We start from the raw sequence: 25,885 nt of genomic DNA on the forward strand, positions 1-25,885 counted from the left end.
ATGCCCTTATGCCGGACTGACCGGCTACCGAAGCGGGTTCTGGCTGGCCAGCGGCTTCATGCCCATTCCGACAGCCGTCCCTCGACCAGCCGGAAACGCCGACCGCAACGCGCCGCCAGGGTTTCGTCGTGGGTCACCATCACAAAGGCCGTGCCGTGATCCCGGGCGAGTTGCAGCATCAGTTCAAAGACGCCGTCGGCGGTGGTCCGGTCCAGGTTGCCGGTGGGTTCATCGGCCAGCACGCAGGCCGGACGTGTGACCAGCGCGCGGGCAATGGCCACACGCTGGCGTTCACCGCCCGACAGCTCGGCAGGGCGATGGTGGATGCGGTCTTTCAGGCCCACGCTGGCCAGCATGGCAGTGGCGGTCTGTGCCGCCTTGTCGCGGTCCTGGCGCCGTATCCAAAGCGGCATCGCCACGTTGTCGAGCGCGCTGAACTCTGGCAGCAGGTGGTGGAACTGGTAGACAAAGCCCAGGTGCTGGTTACGCAAATCGCCCTGTTCGGCCGCCGACAGTGACGACATCTGTTGCCCCTTGAGTTCGACACTCCCGCTGGTCGGTGCGTCCAGCCCGCCCATCAGGTGCAGCAAGGTGCTTTTGCCGGAGCCTGAGGCGCCGACGATGGCCAGCGTTTCGCCGGCCATCACCTGCAGGTCCACGCCGTGCAACACAGTCAGGTCAATCGGGCCTTCGTGGAAGCGTTTGGTCAGGCCTTGCGCTTTTAAAACTACATCACTCATACGCGCACCCACAAATTCTTTTATTCATATCTCAAAGCCTCTGCGGGGTTCACGCGGCTGGCGCGCCAGCTCGGATAAATGGTCGCCAGAAATGCCAGCACCAGCGCAATCACCGCAATCGGCATGATGTCGGCGTACTGGGGGTCACTCGGCATGCGGCTGATCAGGTAGATGTCTTTGGGTAAAAAATTGGCGTTCAGCAGGCGCTCCAGGGCGGGTACCAGCACGTCGATGTTCAGCGCGATCACCAGGCCCAGCAGCAGGCCCGAGAAGGTACCGATGACACCCACCATGGCGCCCTGCACCATGAACACGCCCATGATGCTTTTCGGGCTGGCGCCCAGGGTGCGCAAGATCGCGATGTCGGCGCGTTTGTCGGTCACCGTCATCACCAGCGTGCTGACCAGGTTGAAGGCGGCCACCGCAACAATCAGCGTCAGGATGATGAACATCATGCGTTTTTCAAGCTGCACGGCGGCAAACCATGTCTTGTTTTGCCGCGTCCAGTCACGTATCAACAAATCGCCGCTGAGGCTGCGCGACAGTTCTGCCGCCACCTCGCGCGCCTGGTGCAAGTCCTTGAGTTTGATGCGGATGCCAGTCGGGCCCTCCAGCCTGAAAATTTTTGCAGCATCGTCCTGGTGCAGCATCACCAGCGCCGAGTCGTACTCAAAGTGGCCGGAATCAAAAGTGCCGACCACCGTCATCTGTTTCAGGCGCGGCACCACACCGGCGGGCGTGACCTGCCCGCTGGGGGCAATCAGTGTCACCAGATCTCCCTCACGCACGCCCAGCGCGCGTGCCAGCTCGCCACCCAGCACCACGCCAAAGCCGCCAGGCACCAACTTTGGCAAGGCGGTGTCCTTCAGGTCCACCGCGAGGTCGGTGACCTGCCCCTCCAGCGCCGGGTCTATGCCGCGCACGATGGTGCCCTTCATGTCTTCGCCGCGCGCCAGCAGGGCCTGGGCCGCAATAAAACTGGCGGCGCCCAGCACATTCGGGTTTTGCTTGATCTCGGCCAGGGTTTTGGCCACATCGGGCAGGGCCGCGCCATTAGGCGCAAACACCTCGATGTGCGAGATCACGCCCAGCATGCGGTCGCGCACTTCCTTCTGGAAGCCGTTCATGACGCTGAGCACAATGATCAGCGCCGCCACGCCCAGCGCGATGCCCAGCATGGAAACGCCGGAGATGAAGGAAATAAAACCGTTGCGCCGCGTGGCGCGGCCGGCGCGGGTGTAGCGCCAGCCCAAAATCAGTTCGTAGGGAATTTGCATGGCGCCAATTGTGGCATCCCGGACAATAGGGCCATGCCTGTGACGCCGCCCCCGATCTGCCACCACCTGGTGCTGCCTTTTGCCGCCTGTTCGGCCGCCGACTGGCTGCCCGCCATGAAAGCCCTGCCGCCTGCGGCCTTTCGCAACTTCAACCAGTTGCTGCAGGGCATGAAGCCGATCCATACCGACAACGGGGATGAGCGCTCGCTGTCGCCACCCCACGAGCGGGTACTGGCCCGTGCGCTGAACCTGCCGATGACAGATGGGCTGATACCCTGGGCCGCCTGGCAACTACTGAAAAACGGTGGCACCCCCGGCGAAGGGGCCTGGGCGCTCATCACCCCCTGCCACTGGGCCATGGGCCGGGACCACGCCACCCTGACCGACCCGGCTGCGCTGGGTTTGCAGGAACAAGACTCACGCGCCCTGCTGGTCGCGATGCAACCCTACTTTGCGACCGAGGGCATCACCCTGCACTACGCAGAGCCAACACGCTGGCTGGCCGAGGGCGAACTTTTCAGGATGCTGCCCAGCGCCTCACTGGACCGCGTGCTGGGCCGCAATGTGGAGCCCTGGATGCCCGCCACCCGACAGATCCGCCTGCTGCAGAACGAGATGCAGATGCTGCTTTATACCCATGCGGTCAACGATGCACGCGCAGCGAGAAAGCAGGCCGGCATCAACTCTTTCTGGATCAGTGGCACGGGTGCCCTGCCCGACACCTTTCTGCCGCAGTCGCAACCCGAAGCCACGCTTGCGCAAGACCTGGCACAGGCGGTCTTTTATGACGATTGGCCGCTCTACACGCAAGCCTGGTCCGCGCTGGACGCAGGCGAAGGCGCACGCCTGCTGGCGCTACAGCAAGGTGGTGACACGGTCCGCCTGAGCCTGTGCGGCGAGCGCAACGCCTTGAGCTTTGAATCGACCCACACTGGCCTTTGGGCCAAAGTCAGGAATCTTTTTGGCCACCAGCCCTTTGTTGGTGTGCTTGAGCAGCTATGAAAATAATAGTACGTGAAGTACCCCCGCGCAGTGTCTGGGTACTGGAGCAGGCCGGTATTCACCCCCTGCTGGCCCAGCTTTATGCCGCGCGCGGTGTGGTGTCGGCCAACGAACTGGACGCTGACCTGGGCAAATTGTTACCCCCTGCGTCCATGAAAGGTACGGCAGAGGCGGCGGTGCTGCTGGCCGACGCGATGGCCGCACACAAGAAAATCTGCGTGGTGGCCGACTACGACTGCGACGGCGCCACCGCCTGCGCCGTAGCGCTGCGCGGCCTGCGTCTGCTGGGCGCCACACACGTCAGCTACATCGTGCCCGATCGGGTCGTCGATGGTTATGGCCTGACGGCACCGATCGCCGAACGGGTCAAGGCGACGGGCGCCGATCTGTTGGTCACGGTGGACAACGGGATTGCCAGCATGGACGGGGTGGCGCGTGCACGTGTGCTGGGCATGCAGGTTCTGGTGACCGACCACCACCTGCCTGCGCTGATAGACGGCCACATCGTGTTGCCCGACGCAGAAGTGATCGTCAATCCGAACCAGCCTGGATGCAGCTTTGAGAGTAAATCCATTGCCGGCGTGGGCGTGATGTTTTATGTGCTGCTGGCATTGCGCGCCGAACTGCGCCAGCGCGGTGTGTTTGATGCGGTCACCCAGCCCAAGCTGGATTCCCTGCTGCCGCTGGTGGCCCTCGGCACGGTCGCCGACGTGGTCAGGCTCGATGCCAACAACCGCCGACTGGTGGCACAGGGCCTCAAACGCATACGCAGAGGCGCCCTGCCAGCCGGGGTGGCGGCCCTGTTCACCGCCGCAGGACGTGTGGCGGCCATGGCCACCAGCTTTGACTTTGGTTTTGCCCTGGGCCCGCGTATCAATGCCGCTGGCCGGCTCAGCGACATGACGCTGGGCATCGAATGCCTGCTGACCGACGACCCCGCCCGCGCCGACGAGCTCGCCAAAACGCTGGACGGTATCAACCGTGAGCGCCGCGCGATAGAGGCCGACATGCGCGAGCAGGCGCAGTACGCGGCCGACGCCATGATCGACATGGACGATGAGCCGCCGCCGGCGATCGCCATTTTCGATCCGGACTTTCACGAAGGCGTGGTTGGCATCGTCGCCTCTCGCATCAAGGACAAGCTGCACCGCCCGACCTTTGTGTTTGCCGCCAGCCAGGCGCCGGGCAAGGAGCACGAGCTCAAGGGCTCGGGTCGGTCCATCCCTGGCTTTCACCTGCGCGACGCGCTGGACCTGGTGGCCAAGCGCCACCCCGGCGTATTGCTGCGTTTTGGCGGCCACGCCATGGCAGCGGGCTGCACGATTGCCGAAGAGCACTTTGAAGTGTTTGAACAGGCACTGCAGCAGGTGGCGCATGAATGGCTGGACGCTGCTACCCTGCTGCGCCGCCTCGATACCGACGGACCGCTGGCACCGCAGTACCGCCGCGCTGACCTGGTGGACACGCTGCACAAGGAAGTCTGGGGCCAGGGTTTTGCAGCCCCCACCTTCAGCGAAGAGGTCGAAGTGGTGTCGCAGCGCCTGGTTGGCGACAAACACCTGGCCCTCAAGCTCAAACACCAGGGCCAGCCGGTAGATGGCATCTGGTTTGGTCACACCGAGTCTTTGCCGGCGCGCGTCAAGCTGGCTTTCCGGCTGGATGCCGATGAATGGCAGGGTGTGAAGCGGGTGCGTTTTCTGGTGGAAGCGGCCGAGCTGTAGTGCTTGTCTGACTGCGCGCGGGTGACGCTGCCTACAGCCAGTCGCCATGGCCCCGGTCATGCTCTGTTTCACAAGGCGCACCCGTCGGCGCGCCACTGCAACTCAAAAGGACAGCATGAACACCATCATTTACATCGTCGGCCTTGTCGTGATCATCGGCTTCATCCTGTCGTATTTCGGCTTTCGCTGAGATAGGGCGGAGCAGTCAGACGCTATGCAATTGATAGCTGCCTACACAAGCTCCATAAGGGCTGAGGGCCTGAAAGCCTTGAAGCTCAAGCCAGCAGGGTGTATTCACCGCCACGCTCCAGCGCGCGCGCATAGGCCGGGCGTGCATGGATACGCTCCAGATAATTCATCAGGCGCGGCCGGCTTTTGTTGAGGCCGCCACGCGCGGCTGCGGCCTCGATTGCAAAACTCAGCTGGATGTCCGCACCGCTGAATTCATCACCGACAAACCACGCGCCCTTGCCCAGCTCGGCCTCCAGGTAGTCCAGGTGCTGGCGGATCTGCGGCTCGATAAAACTGCTTTTGGCCTTGCCGCTGATGGCCTTCGCAATCGGTTTGACAAAAAACGGCATGGGCGCTGTTTCGATTTTGTCGAACACCAGCTTGAGCAGCAACGGCGACATGGCCGAGCCCTCGGCGTAATGCAGCCAGTAGGTGTAACGCAGCTTTTCCGGCGTGCCCGCCGCAGGGCTCAGGCGCCCCGCACCATAACGCTCAATCAGGTAATCAATGATGGCGCCCGATTCGGCCAGCGTCAGCTCACCGTCGGTGATCACCGGCGATTTTCCCAGCGGATGCACCTTGCGCAGCGAAGGCGGCGCCAGCATGGTTTTGGCATCGCGCTCGTAACGCTTGATCTCATAGGGCACCCCCAGTTCTTCCAGCAACCAGAGGATGCGTTGCGAGCGGGAGTGGTTGAGGTGGTGAACAGTGATCATGCCAAGGCCCAGAAATGCAAGTGAAACCGCCATGGTAGGCGATTGGCAAGGCCAAGGGGCGGGCGGCGGCAGGGGCGGGGCTTCAAGCCTAAAATGAGCCAGTGACAGCCAAAAACATACTGAACGCCGACCTGCATTGCCACTCCGTCGTGTCAGACGGCACCCTGACCCCCGAGGCGCTGGCCGAACGCGCCAAAACCAATGGCGTCGAACTCTGGGCCCTGACCGACCACGATGAAATTGGCGGGCAGCACCGGGCGGCCGCCGCGGCCAGGGCGCAAGGCCTGCGCTACCTGACCGGTACCGAAATATCGGTGACCTTTGCCAACGAAACTGTGCACATTGTTGGCTTGGGTTTTGACCCGGACGACACCGCCATGCTGAACGGCCTGCACACCACCCGGGGCGGCCGCGAACAACGCGCGATGGAAATGTCGGACGGCCTGGCCAAAGTCGGCATACAGGGTGCGTATGAAGGCGCACTCAAGTTTGTCGGCAACCCGGAGCTGATCTCGCGCACGCACTTTGCCCGCTTTCTGGTGGAGACCGGTGTCTGCAAGGAAACCTCCGAGGTGTTTCGCAAATACCTGACCGAAGGCAAGCCTGGCTATGTGCCGCACCGCTGGGCCAGCCTGCGTGATGCGGTGAACTGGATCACCAGCGCCAAAGGCGTGGCGGTCATCGCCCATCCGGGGCGCTATAAATTCACCGCCAATGAAGAATACGCGCTGTTCACCGAATTCAAGTCGCATGGCGGCCAGGCTGTGGAGGTGGTGACCGGCAGCCACACCGTGCAGGAGTATGTGAAGTACGCCGAAACCGCCAAAGAGTTCGGCCTGGCGGCGTCGCGCGGCAGCGACTTCCACAGCCCCGATGAAAGCCATACCGACCTGGGCTCCCTGCCCTTTTTACCTGGCGGTCTGATACCCGTCTGGGAGCTGCTGGAAGACCGTATTCAGTGAGGCAGTCGCCCTCTGTCCTGGCGGGTATCGCACTCGTCATAGCGGCCGTCGCGTGTTTTGCCGTGCTGGACACCACCACCAAATTTGTCAGCGCCGGTGTGCCCATCCTGATGGCGCTGTGGTTTCGCTATTTTTTCCAGGCAGCCGCCACCACCGCGGTGGTACTGCCGCTTAGGGGCCTGAGTGTGTTGCGCACCGCGCATCCAAAATTCCAGTGCCTGCGCGGCCTGCTGCTGCTGCTCAGCAGCCTGTTTGCGTTTTTAAGCCTGAAGTACATGCCGGTGGCCGAGTTCACCGCCATCGGGGCGATTGTGCCGCTGGTCATCACCTTGCTGGCAGCCACCGCACTCGGCGAAAAGGTGTCTGCCCTGCGCTGGTCGCTGGTCGTAGGCGGCTTTGTCGGCACGCTGGTCATCATCCGCCCCGGAGGCGAAAATTTTGACTGGACCATGCTGCTGCCCCTGTGCCTGGTGGTCACCAACACCGGTTTTCAGGTCCTCACCAGCAAACTGGCGCGTACCGAGGACCCGATCACCATGCACCTGTACACCGGCTGGGTCGGCACGCTGCTGGCATCTGCCGCCCTGCCCTTTGTCTGGACCAGCCTGCCTTCGTGGTCGCTGTGGGGCTGGCTGGTGCTCATGGGCGCGGCAGCCACCGTAGGCCATTTCATGCTGATCCTGGCCTACATGCGTACCCCGGCGGCCACACTGACCCCCTATCTCTACGCCCAGATCGCCTTTGCCATGCTGGGCGGCTGGGTGGCCTTTGCGCACGTGCCGGATCGCTGGTCCATGGCCGGTGTGCTGTTGATTGCTGTCTGCGGCGCCGTGGGTGCCTGGCTGACCGCCCGCGAAAGCCGCGCGCTGAGCCAGTTCAATGTGCGGCCGGCAGAATCCTGATCCCTTGCGGATAATCCCCGATGGCCCAGTTTTTTGACATCCACCCCGATAACCCGCAGGTGCGTCTGCTCAGGCAGGCAGCAGCCTTGCTGACACGCGGCGCGATTGTGGCCGTGCCCACCGACTCCAGCTACGCGCTGGTCTGCCACCTCGACGATAAAACCGCCGCCGACAGCCTGCGCCGCATACGCGGGGTGGACGACAAACACCACCTGACCCTGCTGTGCCGCGACCTCAGCGAGCTGGCCAGCTACGCTCGGGTGGACAACAAACAGTACCGGCTGATCAAGGCGGCCACACCCGGGCCCTACACCTTCATTCTGGAAGCCAGCAGGGAAGTCCCGCGGCGCCTGAGCCACCCCTCGCGCAAAACCATAGGCCTGCGGGTGCCGGCCCATAAAACCCTGCAATGCCTGCTGGAACTGCATGGCGCGCCGCTGCTGGCGACCACCTTGATCCCGCCCGGGCAAACCGAGCCACTCAACGACGCGGCTGAGATACGCGAACAGATGGGCCACGATCTGGCCGCCGTGATCGACGCAGGCGCCTGCCCCAAAGAGGCCACCACCGTGATCGACCTGACCCCCATGGGCGAAGGCGGCGAGGCGCTGGTCGTGCGGCTGGGGCGCGGCGGGCTGCAGCGCCTGGGGCTTTAGGAGTTCGGGCGAACCCTTGCACAACTCAGCGTGGTGGCGGCAGCTCCTCGCCCCACATGCGCCGCCAAAGCCAAGGCAGCCCGCGCGCCAGGTCAGGGCGCGCACCGAGCTGCTCGGGCGGCTCCAGCGCCCTCAAGGCACTGTGTCGCTGTGCCACCGCAAAATCAAAGATGTAGCGCGGCTCCTGACCCATGCGCAAGTCGGTGATGAAGACCCGCCCGGCCTCTTCACGCAGCTTGTAAAACCCTTTGGTAAAAGCGCTCAGCCGCTGCACGTGCGGGATGCCAGACAACTCATTGGCCAGGGCAGCCCCGCGCGGAAAGCGATCAAAGTCCACGTGGGGTTGCGCGTCGAACAGCGAATAAAAACCTTCGTGATAGTGCTCCCCGTCCACCGCCACCACGCGCCACAACAGCGAGTTGAAAGCCGTGGGGGTGACCAGCAGCAGCTGCGCCGGGATGCCCTGCGCCATCAGCGATTGTTCGGCCACGCGGGTGGCCTGCGCCTGCGCGATCACACCCCACGCCAGATAGGCGCTGCTCAGCACCAGGCCGACCGCGTTGGCGCGCAGTCCACGGCTGTTGCCACGGCCGGCCAGCGCCCAGCCCGCACCCACCAGCAGGGGCAGGGTGTAGAGCGGGTCCACAATAAACACACTGCCCACGCCGTAGGGATGGTTGGTAAACGGCAGACCCAGTTGCGTGCCATACACCGTCATCGCGTCCAGCAGCGGGTGAGTGACCAGCGCCAGCCAGATCGCCAGCCACCAGCGGCGCCAGAGCGCCATCTGACCATGCAGGCGCGCCACGCCTGCGGCCAGAGGCAGCGAGGCCAGCGTCAGCCAGAACGGTGAATGGGTTTCAGCCCGGTGCAGCACCATGTTGGAAATGGCATCCCCATGGTCGATCAGCACATCCAGATCGGGCAGCGTGCCTGCCACCGCCCCCCACAGGGCAGACTTCCACACCGCGGTACGGCGGCCCATCACCGCCACACCAACAGCAGCCCCCAAGGCAATTTGAGACAAGGAATCCATGGGGCTTACTTTAGACAAGCGCACAACCGCGCGGGGCCGTGGGGGCTTTTGCCCGGGCCAGCGCCCTTTCCGGGACGCGCGTCTGAGACAATTGCCGCATGGACATTGCCAACCTGATTCAAACCGTCGCCATCTACGCGCTGCCTGTGCTGTTTGCCATCACCGTGCATGAAGCGGCCCACGGTTATGTGGCCCGCTACTTTGGCGACAACACCGCATGGACACTCGGCCGCGTGACCCTCAACCCGATCAAACACATAGACCCGCTGGGCACCATCGTGATGCCGCTGATGCTGTATTTCGCCACCTCGGGCGCCTTCCTGTTTGGTTATGCCAAGCCGGTACCGGTGCAGTTCGGCAACCTGCGCAACCCCAAGCGCGACATGATCTGGGTCGCACTCGCTGGCCCGGGCGCCAACCTGGCTCAAGCCCTGCTGTGGGGTATCGCGCTTTACTTGCTGCAAGGCGCAACGGTGACCGAGCCTTTCTTCATCAAGATGTGCCAGGCCGGCATCCTGGTCAATATCGTGATGATGGTGTTCAACCTGTTCCCCCTGCCACCGCTGGACGGTGGACGCGTGCTGGTGGGCCTGCTGCCCTGGCGCCAGGCCGAGCTGGTGTCGCGCGTCGAGCCCTGGGGCTTTTTTGTGGTGATGGCGCTGGTGATTGCCGGTGTGCTGACCGACTGGTGGATGCGACCGCTGATGACCCTGTCCTACGCCGTTCTTGAAATTGTGTTGACGCCGCTGGCGATGCTGGTTCGATGACTGCCATGACAAACAAACAAAACTCCGCGCCGCAGCGCTTTCTCACCGGCATCACCACCACCGGCACACCCCACCTGGGCAACTATGTCGGCTCCATTCGCCCTTCGGTGGCAGCCAGCACGGGCGTCGGCGCCGAGAGCTTTTATTTTCTGGCTGACTACCACGCCCTCATCAAATGTGACGAGCCGGCGCGCATCCAGCAATCCACCCTGGAAATCGCCGCAAGCTGGCTGGCCGCCGGGCTGGACCCGGAGCGCGTCACTTTTTACCGCCAGTCGGACATTCCGGAAATCCCCGAGCTGACCTGGCTGCTGACATGTGTGACCGCCAAGGGCGTACTCAACCGCGCCCATGCCTACAAGGCTTCGGTCGATAAAAATACCGCCGCCGGCAACGACCCCGATGCCGATGTCAGCGCCGGCCTTTTCATGTACCCGGTGCTGATGGGCGCCGATATCCTGATGTTCAAGGCACACCATGTACCGGTTGGGCGCGACCAGATCCAGCACATCGAGATGGCGCGCGACATGGCGCAGCGTTTCAACCACCTGTACGGCGAACATTTTGTGTTGCCGCAGGCGCTGATCGAAGAGTCCGTGGCGCTGCTGCCCGGCCTGGATGGCCGCAAGATGAGCAAGAGTTACGACAACACCATCCCGCTGTTCACGCCGCGTGAACAACTCAAGAAACTGATTGCCGGCATCGTCACCGACTCGCGCGCACCGGGTGAGCCCAAAGAAGTCGACGGCTCGGCGCTGTTCCAGATTTACCAGGCTTTTGCCAGTGACCAGGAAACCACCGATCTGCGCAAAGCCTACGCCGATGGCATTGGCTGGGGAGAAGCCAAGCAACTGCTGTTTGAACGCATTGACCGCGAGGTGGCACCCATGCGCGCGCGCTACCAGGCGCTGTTGCAAGACCCCGCAAAAATCGAAAGTATCTTGCTGGCAGGCGCCGAAAAAGCCCGCAAGCTGGCGCTGCCCTTCATACGCGATTTGCGCCATGCGGTCGGGCTGCGACCGCTGGCATCCCGCCAGGCGCCAGCTAGCCCCCAAAGAATCGCCAAAACCGTCCTGCCCGTTTTCAAGCAGTACCGCGAGGCCGATGGCAGGTTTCACTTCAAGCTGCTGGATGCCCAAGGCCGGCTGCTGCTGCAAAGCCTGGGTTTTGACTCCCCGCGCGACGCGGCCCAGGCCGTCAAGATGCTGCAGACCCAGGGCGCCGCAGCGCTGGCAGGGCTGCAGTCCAGGCTCGAGCCCGTTGCTGACGAGACCAGCCTGGCACTGGCGTCTGCGCTACAGCAATTGACCGAACCCGGGCCAGAAACCGGTCAATAAACGCGCAGCGTGCGGTAGCGCACGGACAAGCCGCATTTTTTGACATGAAGAAATGTGCAATATCTCCGCATTTAGTGTTTATAGTGAGGTTGTTGACTTGACAGACAACAACCGGGCCGCCTTGTCCGATCTGAGAAGTTCTCCTAACCCTCACAGCCCCATGCGCATTTTTGTCATCGACGACCACCCCCTGATGCGCGAAGCCGTGGTGTTGTTGATTCGTCGGCTGCACACCAAAGCCAGCGTGACCGAACTGGACCGGCTCGCGGCCGTTACTGGCGCTGTCGAGCAAGATGGCATGCCCGATGTGATATGCCTGGACCTCAAGTTGCCGGACACCCATGGCGTATCAGGTGTGCGCGAGCTGAGGCAGCAGTTTCCGGACGTGCCGATTGTGGTGCTGTCTGCCGCCCCGGCAGAAGATTTTCGCGACTTGTCGCTGGAAGCCGGGGCCGATGTTTATATTGAAAAATCGGCCGGCGCCACCGAGATATCACGCGTTCTGAAAAGTTTTCTGGATGACAGTTCCGACCCCGAGGCCATCACCGACCCCGAAAAACTGTCCAAACGCCAGAAGCAGTTGCTGGTCATGCTGGACAGGGGCATGAGCAACCGCGACATCGCCAACGAGCTGCAAATCAGCGAACACACGGTAAAGGTGCATTTGTGGCGCTTGTTTCGCCGGCTCAATGTGAAGAGCCGGTCGCAGGCCAGCCATCTGGCGCGCACCCAGGGCCTGCTTTAAGCGCTGGCTCTGCGCAGAATCAGCCGTCCCAACCCGGCGGACGTTCCTGCCCGCTCGCTCGCCTGGCCTGCGCTTCAGCACGCTCCTGGGCCATCTGCGCTTCAAGCTGCTGGCGCCCATGTTTGATCACCGCAATCACTTTGGCCCGGTCTTTGTGGTGCGGGTACATCTGCTCGAACAGCGCGATGTTGTGGCGGCGAAAACGCAAGGCGTGCACGCGCGCTTCGTGCGGCGGGTAGCCCAGCACCTCCAGTACCGTACGTGCACTGCGCAGACTGGCCTCAAACAGCTCGCGCTCGACCCGCGTCACCCCCCGGTCGCGCAGCGCGTTCCAGTGCGTCACATCACGCGCGCGTGCCACCAGCTCCAGTTGCGGAAAATGCTCGCGCGCCAGATCCACAATGGCCAGCGACTGCTCGGTGTCGTCCACCGCGATCACCAGCACTTTGGCCGTGGCGGCACCGGCGGTGCGCAGCAGGTCCAGCCGCGTCGCATCGCCGTAAAACACCTTGTAGCCAAAAGAGCGCGCCGCCTCGATCATGTCGGCATCGTGGTCCAGCACGGTGGCAGCCAGGCCCTGCGCGCTGAGCATGCGGCCAATGATCTGGCCGTAACGCCCGAAGCCGGCAATGATGATGGGCGCCTGCTGCTGCTCGCTGATCTCGGCCAGTTGCGGCGTATGGCGGGTGGCCCAGCGCGGCAGCAGCAGTTTGTCGATGGCCACCAGCAGCAGCGGGCTGAGCAACATCGAAATAGCCACCGCGCCTATCAACAATGAGGCAGTCTCTGCGGAAAAGACCCGGGCACCGGCCGCCGCCTGAAACACCACAAACGCAAACTCGCCGCCCTGCGCCAGCAGCAGCGTGAAGACCGGTCGCTCCTGCAAGGGCACGCCCATCATTTTGGCCAGCCGCCAGATCACCACGCCCTTGATGGACAGAAAAGCCAGCACAATCAGCGCCATCTGGCCCGGCGATTTGAGCAGCACGCCAAAGTCAATACTCATCCCCACGGCGATGAAAAACAGGCCGAGCAGCAGCCCCTTGAAAGGCTCGATGTCGGTCTCCAGCTCGCGCCGGTATTCGCTTTCGGCCAGCAGCACACCCGCCAGAAACGCCCCCAGCGCCATCGACAGGCCGACCAATTGCATGAGTGCCGCAATCGCCACCACCAGCAGCAGGGAGGCAGCGGTAAAAATCTCTGGCGTTTTGCTTTTGGCAATCCAGCGCAGCAGCGGCCGGATCAGCAGCCGCCCACCCAGCACGATGCCGCCTATCACGGCCATGATCTTGAGCGCCTCCAGCCAGGCGCTAGGTGTTGCGGCGCCGGCATCCGGCAGGGCGATCACACCCAGCAGCGGCAACAGGGCCAAAATGGGAATGGCGGCCACGTCCTGAAACAGCAAAATGGAAAACCCGGCCTGACCACTGGGGGTGGGCAGCAGGTTGCGCTCGCCCATCACCTGTAGCGAAATCGCGGTGGAGGACAGGGCCAGCCCCAGCGCGGCCACCAGGCTGACCTTCCAGCCAACGCCAGCGGCGAGCCCGGCCAGATACAGCAGCGCGGTGCAGCCCAGTACCTGCGCACTGCCCCAAACAAAAATCGGCCGACGCAGGCTCCACAGGCGGCGCGGCTCCAGCTCCAGCCCCACCAGAAAAAGCATCAGCACCACGCCGAACTCCGCGAAATGCAGGATGTCTTCGACATTGCTGACCAGGCCCAGCCCCCAAGGGCCAATCGCAATGCCGGCGGCCAGGTAGCCAATGATGGAGCCGAGGCCGAGGGCGCGCGACAGCGGCACCGCAATGACAGCGGCGCTGAGGTAAATCAGGCTGTTGATCAGCCAGGCGGGTGAATGTTCCATGGCTAGGCTGCCCTCCTGCTTGCGGCTTGGGGCGACCGGGCTTCGTCCGGTTCCTGCGGTCGGTCGGTGGCAGGTACGTCGCAGGCCGGGCAGGCATCAAGTTCGGCCAGCTCGGGCCACGCGGGGTAAGTTTTCAGCCGCTCAGCAAACACGGCCACATGTGCAGCCACCTCCTGCTCAGACGCACTGTGCGCACCATGCAGCAGCAGTGGCGGTAAAAACCGCATGCCGCACAGAGCCGCCGTCTGTTCATACGGCGGCAAAAAGGCATCAAAAAAGTAGCGGTTGTAACTTTGCGGGTGGTATGAGCTCTCCGGCCCGCCGGTGGTCGCCACCAGCCAGAGGTCTTTGCCCTGCAAGGCGGTACCACCCGCGCCGTAAGCCCAGCCGTGGGCCAGCACCTCGTCCAGCCACAGCTTGAGCAGCGCCGGCATCGAATACCACTGCACCGGGTGCAGCAAGACAATCAGGCTGGCCGCAGCCGCGCTGGCCTGCTCGGCTGGCACGTCGATGTCGTAGTCCGGGTAACGAGCATACAGGTCACACACCTTGACGCCCGGCAAGGCCTGCGCCGCCGCCAGCAGGCGGCGGTTGACCCGCGACTCGCGCCAGTTGGGATGGGCGGCCAGCAGGTACACCGAAGGCTGCGTCAGGGGGGCTGGCAAATCTGGCATGCCGATACGATAGCGCAAACCAAAAAGACGGAAACCTGGAACGCAACCCGAATCCCAAGAAGCGCTACCTAACCTGCTTCCAAAGCAGTGCCATGCGCTCGCCAACACGGCGGCCATGGGTCAACGTTATTTCGTTCAACGTCAGAGTTGGGCACAACTGGCGAGCTTGCGCAAGTTGTACGCCGGCTTCAACAAGGTGCCCCTGACGGTCCAAAACTGCAGCTTCAAGCACGCGAGCGAAATGGAACTTGGGATCACGCCTGCTGGACGCGCGCGCTTCAAGCAAGGCCTCGTCTTGTCGCTCAGCCCTGAGCAGAAAGACGCCCAGCGCCCAGCCCCAAAACCCGAGCCGCCGGTCTCGCGGGCTGATCTTCATTCCGAACCGCATTTTTTCGATACCTGGCTCCAGTTTTCCCGTCAAAACAAGCGAAGCACCCAGCGCCACGTGAGCCTGGGCATTGCTCGGGTCTATTTCAAGGGCTTGGTGAAGAACTTCAATGCCCCTGGCATGTTGTCCAAGATCGCACAGGGCGCAGCCCGCGTAGCCCAGGACCTCAGAGCTTCCGTCATCAAGTTTGATCGCATCATTGGCCGCACCCAGGGCTTCCTCGACCAGACTCCCAACATTGGGCAGAAGCCCAACGTTCAGGGACAGGGCAGTCAACAAAGCGTAATGGGCGTGCCCCAAGCCAAAGACCGGGTCAAGGGCGATACTTTTTTGAAGCTGCGACCGCGCCTCGGCCACTGCGTCTTTACCCCACCCATGAAGTGCAATCGCCCCAATGGCCTGATGGTAATGGGCCCAGACATCCTGATTTTCTGGTCGCTGACGGCGTATATGGGAAATTTCGGCACGCGTGAGCTCGGGTTCAAGTTCAGAAATAATCCCGCGCGCAATGACTTCCTGCAAATCCACAGCTTCGTCACGCCGGCGATCAAAGCGACCGCTCCACAGGACGTGTCCCGAAGCTGCGTCAATCAACTGGGTCGATATCCGTAGCGCATCGTTGCTGACACGCACGCTACCCTCGACCACGAAACGAACGTCCAGTTGCATGGCCACTTCAGGCACGCTGACACCGAGGCCCCGAAAGGCGAACGAGGACGCGCGCGAAATAAGTAAGAAGCCCGGGACACGCGCCAACAGGGCAATGACGTCTTCTGCCAGGCCGTCGGCCAGAAAGTGGATTTGAGGATCATCAGACAGGACGTTGAACGGCAGGACTGCAATCGTGGGCTTGGCAATTGCGGCTTTTCTGGGCAGTTGCGTATCGCCCTCTGCTGGCGCACTGCCCTGTTTGACGTCCAGGGAGAACCGGTAACCCCGTCCAGGAATCGTGGAGATCGCATGGCTGCCCAGAAGTTTGCGAAGCGCTGAAACCTGCACGGACAAATTGTTTTCTTCCACCACGAGGTCGGGCCAGACGATGTCAATAATCTCCGCCTTGGTCATCATCCGGTCCCTGTGCACCAGCAGGCACATGAGCAAATCGAAAGCACGGGCACCCACCGCCGTCGGGACGCGATCCACCAGCAACAACCGCTCCGCCGGCCTGACTTCAAAGCGGTCAAAGTGGTAACGGTCTTGCATGAGCCTTCCTTGGAAATGACATCGTTTGAAATGTTTAGCGGATTTTTAGGAACTTTAAGGGACTTCGACGGGCGGTCTTTGTATCGTTGAGTTGTAACCCAATTCCAGAAATCGTGCGGCTTGCCGCACGGTATGAAATGACAGAGTTATATGCGAGAGGCGGTTCGCGAGTTGGTTCCGTCTTCCTGATTCCTGAAGTCCCCTAACTCTTTATTTGGAGAAATGTGATGAAAAACGCTGTGTATAAAAGTCAGGCGAGCTTGCGTGCTCAATATGCGCAAACACCAGAACTGGCCATGGTCACCGATGAAGCGCGCACCGGCGGCATGGACCCGACTGACCCTTTTCATTCGCGTGTCGAGCCGATGCGCGGAAGTGGCGTCAAAGTGCCTTGCGGAGTGCATCGCGCAGTGGGTGGACCGTACGACGCGCCATGCCCAGGCGACTTGCTGTGCGCCGCCCTCGCAGCCTGCCAGGATTCCTCTATCCGGATGGTTGCCAACCTGATGGGGATTGAACTGATCGCCTTGGCGGTTCAAGTCAAAGCGACTGTCGACGTGCGTGGCGCAATGGGCATTGATATGAATGTTCCGGTGGGCTTTCAATCCATCACGTGCAACATACACCTCGAGGCCAGGGAGGATACACCGCCGGAAATGCTGGAAAAACTTCTCACGGCGGCGCAAAGGTGCTGTGTGGTTGGTCAAACACTGCAACATCCCACGCCGATAACAACTCACTTCAGCGCGCATCCGCTTGAAACAGTCGCGGCAGAGTCTGCCTTCGTTTGAAGGGAGTCGTGGGACAAGTCAGCGAGTAAATGCATGGATATCGGCGAAAGATGACTTTGGTTAAAGTATGGGTACATGACGGAGCAGCAGATCCAGTTTTCACGCTCACCAGGGGGCACGCGCATCGCTTTTGCGACGACGGGTGCCGGCACAACTCTGCCTTCACTGGTTCGTGCCGCCCATTGGCTCGGGAGTCTGGATTTTGACGGGCAGACACCGGTCTGGGCCGGTTGGATAGAGGCGCTGGCACGCAGACACCGGCTTACACGCTACGACTGTCGGGGGTGTGGCCTTTCCGATCGCGATGTAGATGACTTTTCGCTGGATGTGCTGGTTGCAGATTTGGAAAGCGTTGTGGACTCAGCGGGCCTGAAGAAATTTGCACTTTTAGGAATGTCACAGGGCGGCGCAGTATCAATCGCCTATGCAGCGCGCCATCCAGAGCGCGTAAGTCACCTGGTACTCTGCGGTGCCTTCGCACGCGGCACTCTGGTCAGGAATCCAAGTGATGCCCAGCGCGAGTTGTTTCAGGCAATGACACGACTTGTGGAGCTCGGTTGGGGTCAGGATAATCCCGCGTTTTTGCAAATGTTCACCTCGCAATTCTTTCCGAATGCGACACCCGCCCAAGCGCATGCCTTCAACGAGATTCAGCGTCGTGCCACACAACCCGGCACAGCGGCACGGCTGATGCGCGCCTTTGCAGATTTGGACGCCTCTCCTGCTTTGTCGCAAATCCGTGTACCTACATTGGTACTTCACAGCCGGGGCGACAATCGTGTGCCTTTGGAGGAAGGTCGGTTCTTGGCGGCGTCGATTCCGGGTGCTCGCTTTGAGCCACTCGACAGCACCAGCCATGTCCCTTTGCCCGGTGAGCCTGCATTTGTCCGTCTGCACGAATTGTTGCAAGAGTTTCTTGTTCCAAATCACACAGGTGAAGGGGCATTCCCCCTGCTCACCCCGCGTGAGCATCAGGTGCTGAATCTTGTGGCTGGCGGACTGGACAACGCTCAAATAGCAGCCCATCTGACGATTGCCGACAAGACGGTGCGTAACCACATTACGGCTATCTTCGAAAAACTCGAGGTTGAAAACCGTCCACAGGCCATCGTGAGAGCTCGCTTGGCTGGTTTGGGTGAGCTGGGAGCTTCATCTCCAGGACGCCAGCCCCAGACCTGACCGGCACTTTCTCATCAAACCAGGACACAGGTCCCTGAAAAAAAACGGGACCGAATGGCCTACTGACTCCTGTCAACACACAGGAGCTGAACGCCATGACATCCCTTAACGATTTCAATGCTCTCAAGACCCGCCAGCAAACCGCATGGGCAAGCGGTGACTATGCCGTCATCGGCACTACCCTACAAATCGTTGGCGAAGAGCTGGCAGAAGCCTGCGACCTGCGCTGGGATCAAGAAGTGCTTGATGTTGCTGCCGGCAATGGCAATGCAACGCTGGCTGCAGCCCGCCGCGGCTGCAAAGTGACATCTACCGACTATGTCGGAAGCTTGCTTGACCGAGGGGCCGAGCGAGCGCGTGCGGAGCGGCTGAATGCCATATTCCAGGTAGCTGATGCCGAGCTGCTGCCGTTTGCAGACAACAGTTTCGATGCCGTGCTTTCCACCTTTGGCGTGATGTTCACACCCGACCATTCAAAGGCTGCTGCGGAGCTCGTGCGCGTTTGCCGGCCTGGTGGTTGCATTGGTCTGGCCAACTGGACCTCGGCCAGCTTTATCGGACAGGTCTTCAAGATCCTTGGCCGCTTCATTGCCCCGCCTGCCGGAGTCCAATCGCCGGCACTTTGGGGTACAGAAGAGCATTTGCGTCACCTCTTTGAGAAGGATGCGGCGTCTATCGCTATCACCAGTCGAAGCTTCAACTTTCGCTATCGTTCCGCAGTCCACTTCATTGAAGTGTTCCGTTCGTGGTACGGGCCTGTTCACAAAGCTTTTGCTGCGCTTCCCCCGGAACAGGCGCTGGCACTCGAAACTGACTTGACTGTTCTGCTCAACAAACTGAACCGCGCGGCGCCCGATTCTCTGGTGGTGCCCAGCGAGTACCTCGAAGTTGTCATCACTTGCCGCTGAGTTCTGCATGATCAGCGAAACTGAGATCGAGTTCGCCTCTGAAGGTGCCCTGCTGCGTGGAAAGCTTGTGATGCCATCTTCCACGGTGGTTGGCAAACCCGCCGTCATCATGGCGCATGGAACCTCGGCCACGGTTGAAATGGTGTTGATTGAATACGCAAGAGAATTTGCCCGCGCAGGCATTGTTGCGATGGTTTATGACCATCGCAACTTTGGTCGAAGCGGTGGTGAGCCGCGCGGCGAAATCAATCCATGGGTTCAATGTCGCGGCTACCTGGCAGCACTGGACTTTGCCTGTGACCGCCCTGAGATTGATCCTGGCCGGATCGCTCTTTGGGGTGACAGCTACACCGGTGGACAGGTCGTTGCCGTTGCCGCTTGCGACCCGAGACCCTGCGCGGTGGTTGCCCAGTGCCCTGTTTTCGGGATGACTCTTCCCGCTCTGCAGACCAGCGATGACTATATTTCAGCCTTTAAACAAACCTTGCTGCATGGCGATGTGGCCGGGACACCGGAAACCACCACCGGCCCACTTCCCGTTGTCTCTTTTGATCCATCATCTGTTGCGTCTTTGCTCGAGCCGATCCAGGCCTTTCGCTGGTTCATTGAATATGGTGGCCGTCCGGGCTCGAGCTGGAAAAACCGGGTCACCCGCGTGATTCCACCAACGCCCGTGTCCTACACCCCTCTGCTTTGCGCAGCATATGTCCGTGTACCCACGCTTTTGATGGTGGCGCCGGAAGATGAAATGGTGCACGCCAATCTGGAAGTTGCTCGGCATGCCTACGCACTGATCCCCGCCCCCAAGCGTTGGGTTGACGTCAAAGATGGCCATTTCGGATTGCTCTATCACCCGGGTGAGCGCTTCAAAGAGGTGGCAGGCATTCAAACTGCTTTTCTTCTAGAGCATCTCATCAAGTAGGCTCAACCGAAACTCGCTATGCCCGCAAATACACCCTTCATACGCGAATCAGGAAGTGGGCCAGCAGTCGTATGCCTTCATTCCAACGCCAGCAGTTCGAGTCAATGGCGCGGCCTGATGGACACTCTCTCGCCGAGGTTTCGCGTGCTTGCGCCAGATTGCTATGGCGCAGGAAAGAGTGCGGACTGGTCCTCTGACCAAACCATCAGCCTGGATGACGAAGCAAATTTCCTTGAACCCGTGCTGAGCGCCGCGGGCGAGCCGTTCTTTTTGGTGGCTCACTCATATGGTGCAGCCACAGCACTCAAAGTGGCCTTGAACGAGCCACGACGCGTGCGGGCCATGGTTTTGTATGAGCCCACCCTGTTTTCATTGATCGACGCAGATTCAGCCCCGCCCAACGCAGCCGATGGAATCAGGCAGGCAGTCCAGGCCGCCGGCGGCGCGCTGGATGACGGCGATTCTTCCCGGGCCGCGAAACACTTTATTGATTACTGGATGGGGCCGCAAGGCTGGGACACCACGCCAGATTCAAAAAGAGGCCCGATAGCCGCCTCTGTAGTCAATGTTCGTCGATGGGGCCATGCGCTGTTCACCGAGCCTACTGCTTTGCATGCTTTTAAAGCGCTTGATATTCCGGTTTTGTACATGGTCGGAAAACTCACCACGCAATCTGCGTTGGGCGTCGCACGGCTCTTGACGGCAGTCTTGCCGCGCGTGGAAGTTATGGCATTCAATGGTCTTGGGCACATGGGACCAGTGACCCACCCAGAACTTGTGAATGACGCAATTGCTGCTTTTCTCGACAGGCAGTTGACTGCATGTAGCACGTGAGCTTCAGACAGTGGGGCGCTTTCTCTTAAGAAAATCTCCCCGGAATTGCGCGACCGTGCTGTGGGCATGGTGCAGGACTACCGTGGCGAATACCCGTCCCTGTAGGCTGCCGTTGAGTCACGTCGGCCAAGATCCGCTGTGTGCCCAGACCCTGCATGAGTGAGTGCGCAGGCATGAAGTTGATGCCGGAACCAGGCAAGGCATCACATTGACGTACGTGAACGGGTTAAAGCTCCGGAGCGCGAAAACAAGAAGCTGCGCTGGAGCCTATCGGATACATTCGCGGTGCCGAAGCTGAAGAAAATTAGTATCGGCAACTCGCCTGCCCGGCCGCCACAACGGTCTGACTTAACCCAACGGACCTCCACGAAATCCGGGGCAATTCCCCCCAACTTTTTGAGCCGATACCCCCGAAGATACCCCCAAACTTGCCCGGCTTGCAGTACCCCATATCAGACGGCAGAAAACAAAAAAGCCCCGTAAACACTGGGTTTGCGGGGCTTTTGGGGGTCTATGCTGGACTGTGTAAAACGAATCCTTGGCGGAGAGGGTGGGATTCGAACCCACGGTACCTTGCGGTACGCCTGATTTCGAGTCAGGTACATTCGGCCACTCTGCCACCTCTCCTGAGTGAAGACGAGATTCTATCAGGGCGCCAAAACCGTGAGGCCGCCCATATAAGGCTGCAACACAGCCGGCACCGCAACGCTGCCGTCGTCGCGTTGGTAGTTCTCTAACACCGCCACCAGCGTCCGGCCCACCGCCAGACCGGAGCCGTTGAGGGTGTGCACGAATTCGTTTTTGCCCTGGGCGTTTTTAAACCTGGCCTGCAAGCGGCGCGCCTGGAAGGCCTCGCAGTTGGAGACCGAGCTGATCTCGCGGTAGGTGTTTTGCGCTGGCAGCCAGACCTCAAGGTCGTAGGTTTTGGTGGCGCCAAACCCCATGTCGCCCGTGCACAACAGCATGACGCGATACGGCAGGCCCAGCTTTTGCAAAATCGCTTCGGCGTGGCCGGTCATGGCCTCCAGCGCTTCGTAGCTTTTGTCGGGGTGGGTGATCTGCACCATCTCGACCTTGTCAAACTGGTGCTGGCGGATCATGCCGCGCGTGTCGCGGCCGTAGCTGCCGGCCTCGGAACGGAAACACGGCGTATGGGCGGTGAATTTAAGCGGCAACTTCGCCTCGGGCACGATCTCGTCACGCATGAAGTTGGTCAGCGGCACTTCGGATGTGGGGATCAAATACAGCGCGGCGTTTTCACTCACCTCGTCGTTTCCGCCTTCCTGTCCGCCTTTTTTGGCGGCGAACAGGTCTTCTTCAAACTTGGGCAACTGGCCGGTGCCGCGCAGTGAATCGGCGTTGACGATGTAGGGCACATAACACTCGGTGTAGCCGTGTTCAGCCGTCTGCACGTCGAGCATGAAAGCGGCCAGCGCGCGGTGCAGGCGCGCCAGTTGGCCCTGCATCACGGTGAAGCGCGAGCCGGTGAGTTTGGTCCCCAGCTCAAAGTTGAGCCCCAGCGGCTGACCCACATCGACATGGTCCTTGACCTCGAAAGCAAATGCCGGCGGCTCGCCGCCTGGGCCTTCGACGGGGCTCCACTTGCGGACTTCGACATTGCCAGCCTCGCCCGCACCTGCGGGCACACTTTCATGCGGCAGATTCGGCACGGCCAGCAGCAGCGCCTGCATCTCGCTCTGGATCACCTCCAGGCGTATGGCGCAGCTGTCCAGCTCAGCCTTGAACGCCGTCACCTGCGCCATCACCGGTGCGGCGTCTTCGCCTTTGGCCTTGAGCTGGCCGATCTGTTTGGACAGGGTGTTGCGCTGGTTCTGCAGCTCTTCCGTGCGGATTTGCTGGGTTTTGCGCTCGGCCTCCAGCGCCTGGAAGGCCTCGATGTTCAGGAAGGCTTGCGGGTTCTTGCGGGCCTGCAGGCGCTCGATCACGGAGGGCAGGTCTTTACGGAGCAGGTTGATGTCTAACATGCCACGATTTTACGTGAGGCCCGGCCAGCGGGCGGACACCGTCAGGACAGCGTTGCCGGATCGAGGTTGGCGCCGCAGAGAATCAGGCAGATTTTTTCATCGGCACGCGGCTTGTAGGCGCCGCTGTGCAGCGCTGCCAGGGGCAAGGCCGCAGCCGGCTCGACCGCCAGCTTGAGCTCTTTCCACAGCCACAGCTGCGCCGTGCGGATGGCCTCATCACTGAGCAGCAAGGCATCATCCACATGGGCCTGTGTGGCGGCCCAGGCCAGATCACCAATGCGTTTGGCACCCAGTGAATCTGCAGCGATGCCGCTGACCGCCACATCGACCGGCTGCCCGGCTTCTCGCGCCCGGTAGAGCGTAGGCGCCAATTCCGGCTCCAGCGCCACTACCCGCGCGCGCCGCTCAAACCAGCTGGCGATACCGGCAATCAGGCCGCCACCGCCCACACTGACCAGCACGGCGTCCGGCAAACCAGCCTGTTGCTCGATCTCAAGCGCCAGGGTGCCGGCACCTGCCACCACTTCGGCCTGGTCATAGGCATGGGTCAGCAGGGCGCCGGTTTGCTGCTGGCGCGCCAGGCAGGCCTGCAGCGCATCCGAATAGGCCGCACCCGTCACCACCACCTCGGCACCCAGTGCGGCCAGCCTGGCGCGTTTGGCGGGGCTGGACACCTCGGGCACAAACACCTCGCAACGCACACCCAGCTCACGCGCGGCGGCGGCTGTGGCAATGCCGGCATTGCCGCCCGAGGCGACGATCACCCCACTTTCGGGGATGGGGTTGGCCAGCAGGCGGTTGAGCATGCCGCGCGCCTTGAAGCTGCCGCCGGTCTGCAGATGTTCCAGCTTGAGCCAGACTTCAGCGCAATCCACACCCAGCGCCTTGCCAGGCAGCGTCCACACCGGGGTTTGATGGATAAAGTGGCTGTAGCCCTTTTGGAACTTGCGCTGACAGCTTTCAATTTGATAGCGAATTGTCATCGGTTCACGGCTCGGCATGCAAATCACTGTCCAGCGCATCCAGCGCGGTGCCGTCCATGCGCAAACCCTTGGGCAGCGGGAACTTGATGGTTTCCTCGATGCCCGCCATCTTGCGCACCGACACCGCGCCCAGCGCCTTGATGCGATCTATCACCTGCTTGACCAATATCTCAGGCGCCGAAGCTCCGGCGGTCAGGCCGACGCGGCTTTTGCCTTCGAACCATTCGGGTTTGAGTTCGCTGGCGTCGTCCACCATGTAGGACTCGGTGCCCAGCTTGACGGCCAGCTCGCGCAGGCGGTTGCTGTTGGAACTGGTGGGGCTGCCGACAACGATCAGGATGTCCACCTGCGGGCTCATGACCTTGACGGCGTCCTGGCGGTTCTGCGTGGCGTAGCAAATGTCCTGCTGCTTGGGCTCGCGCACATTCGGAAAGCGCGCCTTCACGGCGGCGCTGATCTCGGCGGCATCGTCCACGCTGAGCGTGGTCTGCGTGACCACCGCCAGTTTGTCCGTTTGCCCCGGCTGGATGCGCGCCACATCGGCCACGTCTTCCACCAGATGAATGCCGCTGTCGAGCTGGCCCATGGTGCCTTCGACTTCGGGGTGGCCCTTGTGGCCGATCATGATGAACTCGTAGCCTTCCTTGTTGAGCTTGGCCACCTCCACGTGCACCTTGGTCACCAGCGGGCAGGTGGCGTCAAAAATCCGGAAGCCCCGGCGCTCGGCCTCGCGCTCGGTGGCCTTGCTGACGCCGTGGGCGCTGAACACCAAAGTGGCGCCGGGTGGCACGTCGTCCAGGTCCTCGATGAAGATTGCGCCTTTGTCCTTGAGCTCATTGACCACATAGGTGTTGTGCACGATCTCGTGGCGCACGTAAATGGGTGCGCCGAACTTGCCGAGGGCACGTTCGACAATTTCGATGGCGCGGTCCACGCCAGCGCAAAAACCGCGCGGTTCGGCGAGGATGATTTCCTGCGGCGATGCCTTCTCGTTCATAAAACACCAATCAACTGGACTTCAAAAGTAACCGGCTGGCCCGCCAGCGGGTGGTTGAAGTCAAACTGCACTGCATCCCCGTCGGCCTTGACTTGTTGCACCGCGCCGGCGTACTGGCCCATGCCGTCCGGGGTGGGGAACTGCACCACGTCGCCAACGCTGTATTTCTCGTTCGCATCGCCCAGCTCGTTGAGCAGTTTGCGCGCCACCCATTGCAGCAGCTCGGGGTTGCGCTCGCCAAAGGCCTCGCCGGCCACCAGCTCGAAGCGGGTGCGGGTGCCTTCAGCCAGGCCCAGCAGACGCTGCTCAATGGCTGGGGAAAGTTCGCCCGTGCCCAGGCTCAGGGTGGCGGGTTTGCCGTCAAAGGTATTGATGATGTCAGCGCCGTCCGGGCCAGCCATGCGGTAATGCAGGGTCAAAAACGAGCCGGGCTCAACAAGGGCGGGGGCGGATGTTTCCACGGTGGACATAAAACTTTCGGGCAACAGCTGTTTTGTAAACTGCCCCTATTGTAGAAAGTGCTGCCCGGATGCGAAAAGCCGGGGCGGTTTAGCCCTGATACTGCGCTTGTTACCCGTTTTTTCCGTCTGCTCAACTCCTCAAGCCGCCATGCTGCTCAAAGACCTGCCCGAAGACGCCCGCCCGCGCGAAAAGCTGCTGGCGCGCGGCGTGGGCGCACTCAGTGACGCAGAGCTTCTTGCCTTGTTGCTGCGCACCGGACTGCCCGGAAAAAACGCGCTGCAGATGGGCCAGGAGCTACTGGACACGTTTGGCGGTGTGGCAGGGCTGCTGCACACAACGGCCGATGACCTGAAACGTATCAAGGGCCTGGGCGGGCCGGCCAAACGCGCCGAGCTGATTGCCGTGCTGGAGCTGGCGCGCCGAGCGCTGTCGGAGCAGCTCAAGGAAAAACCGCTGTTTGCCACGCCGCAGGCAGTACGCGACTACCTGCAGTTGCAGCTGGGCAGCCGACCCCACGAGATTTTTGCAGTGCTGTTTCTCGATGCCCAGCATCGGCTGATTGCGCTGGAAGAGCTGTTTCGCGGCACGTTGACGCAGACCTCC

General features: G+C 61.6%; 26 protein-coding genes, 1 tRNA gene and 1 pseudogene. 16 read left to right on the top strand and 12 right to left on the bottom strand.

Annotation, left to right across the window (positions count from 1 at the left end):
* Positions 1–56 precede the first annotated feature (56 nt).
* Positions 57–740, bottom strand: coding sequence for a lipoprotein-releasing ABC transporter ATP-binding protein LolD (gene lolD / locus Q8L50_RS05505; RefSeq protein ID WP_305347655.1), 684 nt, complete (start codon positions 738–740; stop codon positions 57–59).
* Between the two features lie 20 nt (positions 741–760).
* On the bottom strand, positions 761–2,017 hold the full coding sequence (locus tag Q8L50_RS05510; protein ID WP_305347656.1) for a lipoprotein-releasing ABC transporter permease subunit: 1,257 nt from the start codon (positions 2,015–2,017) through the stop codon (positions 761–763).
* 33 nt (positions 2,018–2,050) lie between these two features.
* Between Q8L50_RS05510 and Q8L50_RS05515 the strand changes: the two genes are divergently transcribed.
* The 3 genes from Q8L50_RS05515 to Q8L50_RS05525 are packed head-to-tail and all read left to right on the top strand — an operon-like array spanning position 2,051 to position 4,930.
* On the top strand, positions 2,051–3,019 hold the full coding sequence (locus Q8L50_RS05515) for a hypothetical protein (RefSeq protein ID WP_305347657.1): 969 nt from the start codon (positions 2,051–2,053) through the stop codon (positions 3,017–3,019).
* Positions 3,016–4,740: a single-stranded-DNA-specific exonuclease RecJ gene (recJ, locus tag Q8L50_RS05520; RefSeq protein WP_305347658.1), complete on the top strand. Its 1,725-nt coding sequence runs from the start codon at positions 3,016–3,018 to the stop codon at positions 4,738–4,740. The genes Q8L50_RS05515 and recJ overlap by 4 nt, the downstream gene beginning before the upstream one ends.
* Positions 4,741–4,786: 46 nt before the next feature.
* Positions 4,787–4,930 carry a hypothetical protein gene (locus Q8L50_RS05525; protein WP_305347659.1) on the top strand — a complete coding sequence of 48 codons (144 nt, stop codon included), beginning with the start codon at positions 4,787–4,789 and terminating at the stop codon, positions 4,928–4,930.
* Between the two features lie 85 nt (positions 4,931–5,015).
* Here the strand turns inward: Q8L50_RS05525 and Q8L50_RS05530 are convergent, their stop codons facing one another.
* Positions 5,016–5,687 (bottom strand): glutathione S-transferase family protein, encoded by a 672-nt coding sequence (locus Q8L50_RS05530; RefSeq protein ID WP_305347683.1) that lies wholly within the window; start codon positions 5,685–5,687, stop codon positions 5,016–5,018.
* 101 nt (positions 5,688–5,788) lie between these two features.
* On the opposite strand from Q8L50_RS05530, the gene Q8L50_RS05535 reads away from it, so the two are divergent.
* Genes Q8L50_RS05535 through Q8L50_RS05545 form a run of 3 tightly spaced genes read left to right on the top strand, consistent with a single transcriptional unit; the run spans position 5,789 to position 8,207 of the window.
* The gene (locus Q8L50_RS05535; protein WP_305347660.1) at positions 5,789–6,649 is read left to right on the top strand and encodes a 3',5'-nucleoside bisphosphate phosphatase; all 861 of its coding nucleotides are present in this window, start codon (positions 5,789–5,791) and stop codon (positions 6,647–6,649) included.
* Positions 6,619–7,551: a DMT family transporter gene (locus Q8L50_RS05540; RefSeq protein WP_370869754.1), complete on the top strand. Its 933-nt coding sequence runs from the start codon at positions 6,619–6,621 to the stop codon at positions 7,549–7,551. The genes Q8L50_RS05535 and Q8L50_RS05540 overlap by 31 nt, the downstream gene beginning before the upstream one ends.
* A gap of 20 nt (positions 7,552–7,571) precedes the next feature.
* On the top strand, positions 7,572–8,207 hold the full coding sequence (locus tag Q8L50_RS05545) for an L-threonylcarbamoyladenylate synthase (RefSeq protein ID WP_305347662.1): 636 nt from the start codon (positions 7,572–7,574) through the stop codon (positions 8,205–8,207).
* 25 nt (positions 8,208–8,232) lie between these two features.
* Here Q8L50_RS05545 and Q8L50_RS05550 read toward each other — a convergent pair whose 3' ends face one another.
* The gene (locus Q8L50_RS05550) at positions 8,233–9,243 is read right to left on the bottom strand and encodes a metal-dependent hydrolase (RefSeq protein ID WP_305347663.1); all 1,011 of its coding nucleotides are present in this window, start codon (positions 9,241–9,243) and stop codon (positions 8,233–8,235) included.
* Positions 9,244–9,341: 98 nt separating this feature from the next.
* Between Q8L50_RS05550 and Q8L50_RS05555 the strand changes: the two genes are divergently transcribed.
* From Q8L50_RS05555 to Q8L50_RS05565, 3 genes are all read left to right on the top strand, one after another.
* Positions 9,342–10,010, top strand: coding sequence for a site-2 protease family protein (locus Q8L50_RS05555; RefSeq protein WP_305347664.1), 669 nt, complete (start codon positions 9,342–9,344; stop codon positions 10,008–10,010).
* 5 nt (positions 10,011–10,015) lie between these two features.
* Entirely contained in the window at positions 10,016–11,347 is a 1,332-nt protein-coding gene (locus tag Q8L50_RS05560; protein ID WP_305347665.1) for a tryptophan--tRNA ligase, read from the top strand.
* Positions 11,348–11,507: 160 nt separating this feature from the next.
* Positions 11,508–12,092 (top strand): response regulator transcription factor, encoded by a 585-nt coding sequence (locus Q8L50_RS05565; RefSeq protein ID WP_305347666.1) that lies wholly within the window; start codon positions 11,508–11,510, stop codon positions 12,090–12,092.
* Positions 12,093–12,111: 19 nt separating this feature from the next.
* On the opposite strand, the gene kefC is transcribed toward Q8L50_RS05565, so the two are convergent.
* From kefC to Q8L50_RS05580, 3 genes are all read right to left on the bottom strand, one after another.
* Positions 12,112–13,956, bottom strand: a complete 1,845-nt coding sequence (gene kefC, locus Q8L50_RS05570; RefSeq protein WP_305347667.1) for a glutathione-regulated potassium-efflux system protein KefC — start codon at positions 13,954–13,956, stop codon at positions 12,112–12,114.
* Between the two features lie 2 nt (positions 13,957–13,958).
* Positions 13,959–14,630 (bottom strand): NAD(P)H-dependent oxidoreductase, encoded by a 672-nt coding sequence (locus Q8L50_RS05575; protein WP_305347668.1) that lies wholly within the window; start codon positions 14,628–14,630, stop codon positions 13,959–13,961.
* Between the two features lie 64 nt (positions 14,631–14,694).
* Positions 14,695–16,221 (bottom strand): winged helix-turn-helix domain-containing protein, encoded by a 1,527-nt coding sequence (locus Q8L50_RS05580; RefSeq protein WP_305347669.1) that lies wholly within the window; start codon positions 16,219–16,221, stop codon positions 14,695–14,697.
* Between the two features lie 227 nt (positions 16,222–16,448).
* Between Q8L50_RS05580 and Q8L50_RS05585 the strand changes: the two genes are divergently transcribed.
* From Q8L50_RS05585 to Q8L50_RS05610, 6 genes and pseudogenes are all read left to right on the top strand, one after another.
* Positions 16,449–17,012: an OsmC family protein gene (locus tag Q8L50_RS05585; RefSeq protein WP_305347670.1), complete on the top strand. Its 564-nt coding sequence runs from the start codon at positions 16,449–16,451 to the stop codon at positions 17,010–17,012.
* A 75-nt stretch (positions 17,013–17,087) separates the two neighbouring features.
* Positions 17,088–18,191 carry an alpha/beta fold hydrolase gene (locus tag Q8L50_RS05590; RefSeq protein ID WP_305347671.1) on the top strand — a complete coding sequence of 368 codons (1,104 nt, stop codon included), beginning with the start codon at positions 17,088–17,090 and terminating at the stop codon, positions 18,189–18,191.
* 95 nt (positions 18,192–18,286) lie between these two features.
* Positions 18,287–19,099, top strand: a complete 813-nt coding sequence (locus Q8L50_RS05595) for a class I SAM-dependent methyltransferase (protein WP_305347672.1) — start codon at positions 18,287–18,289, stop codon at positions 19,097–19,099.
* 7 nt (positions 19,100–19,106) lie between these two features.
* Positions 19,107–20,021 (top strand): alpha/beta hydrolase, encoded by a 915-nt coding sequence (locus tag Q8L50_RS05600; protein ID WP_305347673.1) that lies wholly within the window; start codon positions 19,107–19,109, stop codon positions 20,019–20,021.
* A gap of 18 nt (positions 20,022–20,039) precedes the next feature.
* On the top strand, positions 20,040–20,855 hold the full coding sequence (locus tag Q8L50_RS05605; protein ID WP_305347674.1) for an alpha/beta fold hydrolase: 816 nt from the start codon (positions 20,040–20,042) through the stop codon (positions 20,853–20,855).
* Between the two features lie 66 nt (positions 20,856–20,921).
* Positions 20,922–21,116: pseudogene (locus Q8L50_RS05610) on the top strand (IS3 family transposase); the annotation flags it as partial.
* Positions 21,117–21,394: 278 nt separating this feature from the next.
* Here the strand turns inward: Q8L50_RS05610 and Q8L50_RS05615 are convergent.
* From Q8L50_RS05615 to Q8L50_RS05635, 5 genes are all read right to left on the bottom strand, one after another.
* A tRNA-Ser gene (locus tag Q8L50_RS05615) sits at positions 21,395–21,482 on the bottom strand.
* Between the two features lie 20 nt (positions 21,483–21,502).
* Positions 21,503–22,840 carry a serine--tRNA ligase gene (gene serS / locus Q8L50_RS05620; RefSeq protein WP_305347675.1) on the bottom strand — a complete coding sequence of 446 codons (1,338 nt, stop codon included), beginning with the start codon at positions 22,838–22,840 and terminating at the stop codon, positions 21,503–21,505.
* A gap of 41 nt (positions 22,841–22,881) precedes the next feature.
* Positions 22,882–23,823 (bottom strand): threonine/serine dehydratase, encoded by a 942-nt coding sequence (locus tag Q8L50_RS05625; protein ID WP_305347684.1) that lies wholly within the window; start codon positions 23,821–23,823, stop codon positions 22,882–22,884.
* A 4-nt stretch (positions 23,824–23,827) separates the two neighbouring features.
* A complete protein-coding gene (ispH, locus tag Q8L50_RS05630; protein WP_305347676.1) occupies positions 23,828–24,820 on the bottom strand; it encodes a 4-hydroxy-3-methylbut-2-enyl diphosphate reductase in 993 nt (330 codons plus the stop codon).
* Entirely contained in the window at positions 24,817–25,290 is a 474-nt protein-coding gene (locus tag Q8L50_RS05635) for a peptidylprolyl isomerase (protein ID WP_305347677.1), read from the bottom strand. The genes ispH and Q8L50_RS05635 overlap by 4 nt, the downstream gene beginning before the upstream one ends.
* Before the next feature lie 139 nt (positions 25,291–25,429).
* Here Q8L50_RS05635 and Q8L50_RS05640 point away from each other — a divergent pair.
* A partial coding sequence (locus Q8L50_RS05640) for a UPF0758 domain-containing protein (protein WP_305347678.1) occupies positions 25,430–25,885 on the top strand: 456 nt, incomplete at its 3' end.

It is taken from the genome of Polaromonas sp. (genome assembly GCF_030680935.1).
GTDB lineage: Bacteria > Pseudomonadota > Gammaproteobacteria > Burkholderiales > Burkholderiaceae_C > Polaromonas.

Coding starts and splice junctions, on each gene's coding strand:
- lolD (WP_305347655.1), bottom strand. CDS start 740: ATGAGTGATGTAGTTTTAAAAGCGCAAGGCCTGACCAAACGCTTCCAC.
- Q8L50_RS05510 (WP_305347656.1), bottom strand. CDS start 2,017: ATGCAAATTCCCTACGAACTGATTTTGGGCTGGCGCTACACCCGCGCC.
- Q8L50_RS05515 (WP_305347657.1), top strand. CDS start 2,051: ATGCCTGTGACGCCGCCCCCGATCTGCCACCACCTGGTGCTGCCTTTT.
- recJ (WP_305347658.1), top strand. CDS start 3,016: ATGAAAATAATAGTACGTGAAGTACCCCCGCGCAGTGTCTGGGTACTG.
- Q8L50_RS05525 (WP_305347659.1), top strand. CDS start 4,787: ATGGCCCCGGTCATGCTCTGTTTCACAAGGCGCACCCGTCGGCGCGCC.
- Q8L50_RS05530 (WP_305347683.1), bottom strand. CDS start 5,687: ATGATCACTGTTCACCACCTCAACCACTCCCGCTCGCAACGCATCCTC.
- Q8L50_RS05545 (WP_305347662.1), top strand. CDS start 7,572: ATGGCCCAGTTTTTTGACATCCACCCCGATAACCCGCAGGTGCGTCTG.
- Q8L50_RS05550 (WP_305347663.1), bottom strand. CDS start 9,243: ATGGATTCCTTGTCTCAAATTGCCTTGGGGGCTGCTGTTGGTGTGGCG.
- Q8L50_RS05555 (WP_305347664.1), top strand. CDS start 9,342: ATGGACATTGCCAACCTGATTCAAACCGTCGCCATCTACGCGCTGCCT.
- Q8L50_RS05560 (WP_305347665.1), top strand. CDS start 10,016: ATGACAAACAAACAAAACTCCGCGCCGCAGCGCTTTCTCACCGGCATC.
- Q8L50_RS05565 (WP_305347666.1), top strand. CDS start 11,508: ATGCGCATTTTTGTCATCGACGACCACCCCCTGATGCGCGAAGCCGTG.
- kefC (WP_305347667.1), bottom strand. CDS start 13,956: ATGGAACATTCACCCGCCTGGCTGATCAACAGCCTGATTTACCTCAGC.
- Q8L50_RS05575 (WP_305347668.1), bottom strand. CDS start 14,630: ATGCCAGATTTGCCAGCCCCCCTGACGCAGCCTTCGGTGTACCTGCTG.
- Q8L50_RS05580 (WP_305347669.1), bottom strand. CDS start 16,221: ATGCAAGACCGTTACCACTTTGACCGCTTTGAAGTCAGGCCGGCGGAG.
- Q8L50_RS05585 (WP_305347670.1), top strand. CDS start 16,449: ATGAAAAACGCTGTGTATAAAAGTCAGGCGAGCTTGCGTGCTCAATAT.
- Q8L50_RS05590 (WP_305347671.1), top strand. CDS start 17,088: ATGACGGAGCAGCAGATCCAGTTTTCACGCTCACCAGGGGGCACGCGC.
- Q8L50_RS05595 (WP_305347672.1), top strand. CDS start 18,287: ATGACATCCCTTAACGATTTCAATGCTCTCAAGACCCGCCAGCAAACC.
- Q8L50_RS05600 (WP_305347673.1), top strand. CDS start 19,107: ATGATCAGCGAAACTGAGATCGAGTTCGCCTCTGAAGGTGCCCTGCTG.
- Q8L50_RS05605 (WP_305347674.1), top strand. CDS start 20,040: ATGCCCGCAAATACACCCTTCATACGCGAATCAGGAAGTGGGCCAGCA.
- serS (WP_305347675.1), bottom strand. CDS start 22,840: ATGTTAGACATCAACCTGCTCCGTAAAGACCTGCCCTCCGTGATCGAG.
- Q8L50_RS05625 (WP_305347684.1), bottom strand. CDS start 23,823: ATGACAATTCGCTATCAAATTGAAAGCTGTCAGCGCAAGTTCCAAAAG.
- ispH (WP_305347676.1), bottom strand. CDS start 24,820: ATGAACGAGAAGGCATCGCCGCAGGAAATCATCCTCGCCGAACCGCGC.
- Q8L50_RS05635 (WP_305347677.1), bottom strand. CDS start 25,290: ATGTCCACCGTGGAAACATCCGCCCCCGCCCTTGTTGAGCCCGGCTCG.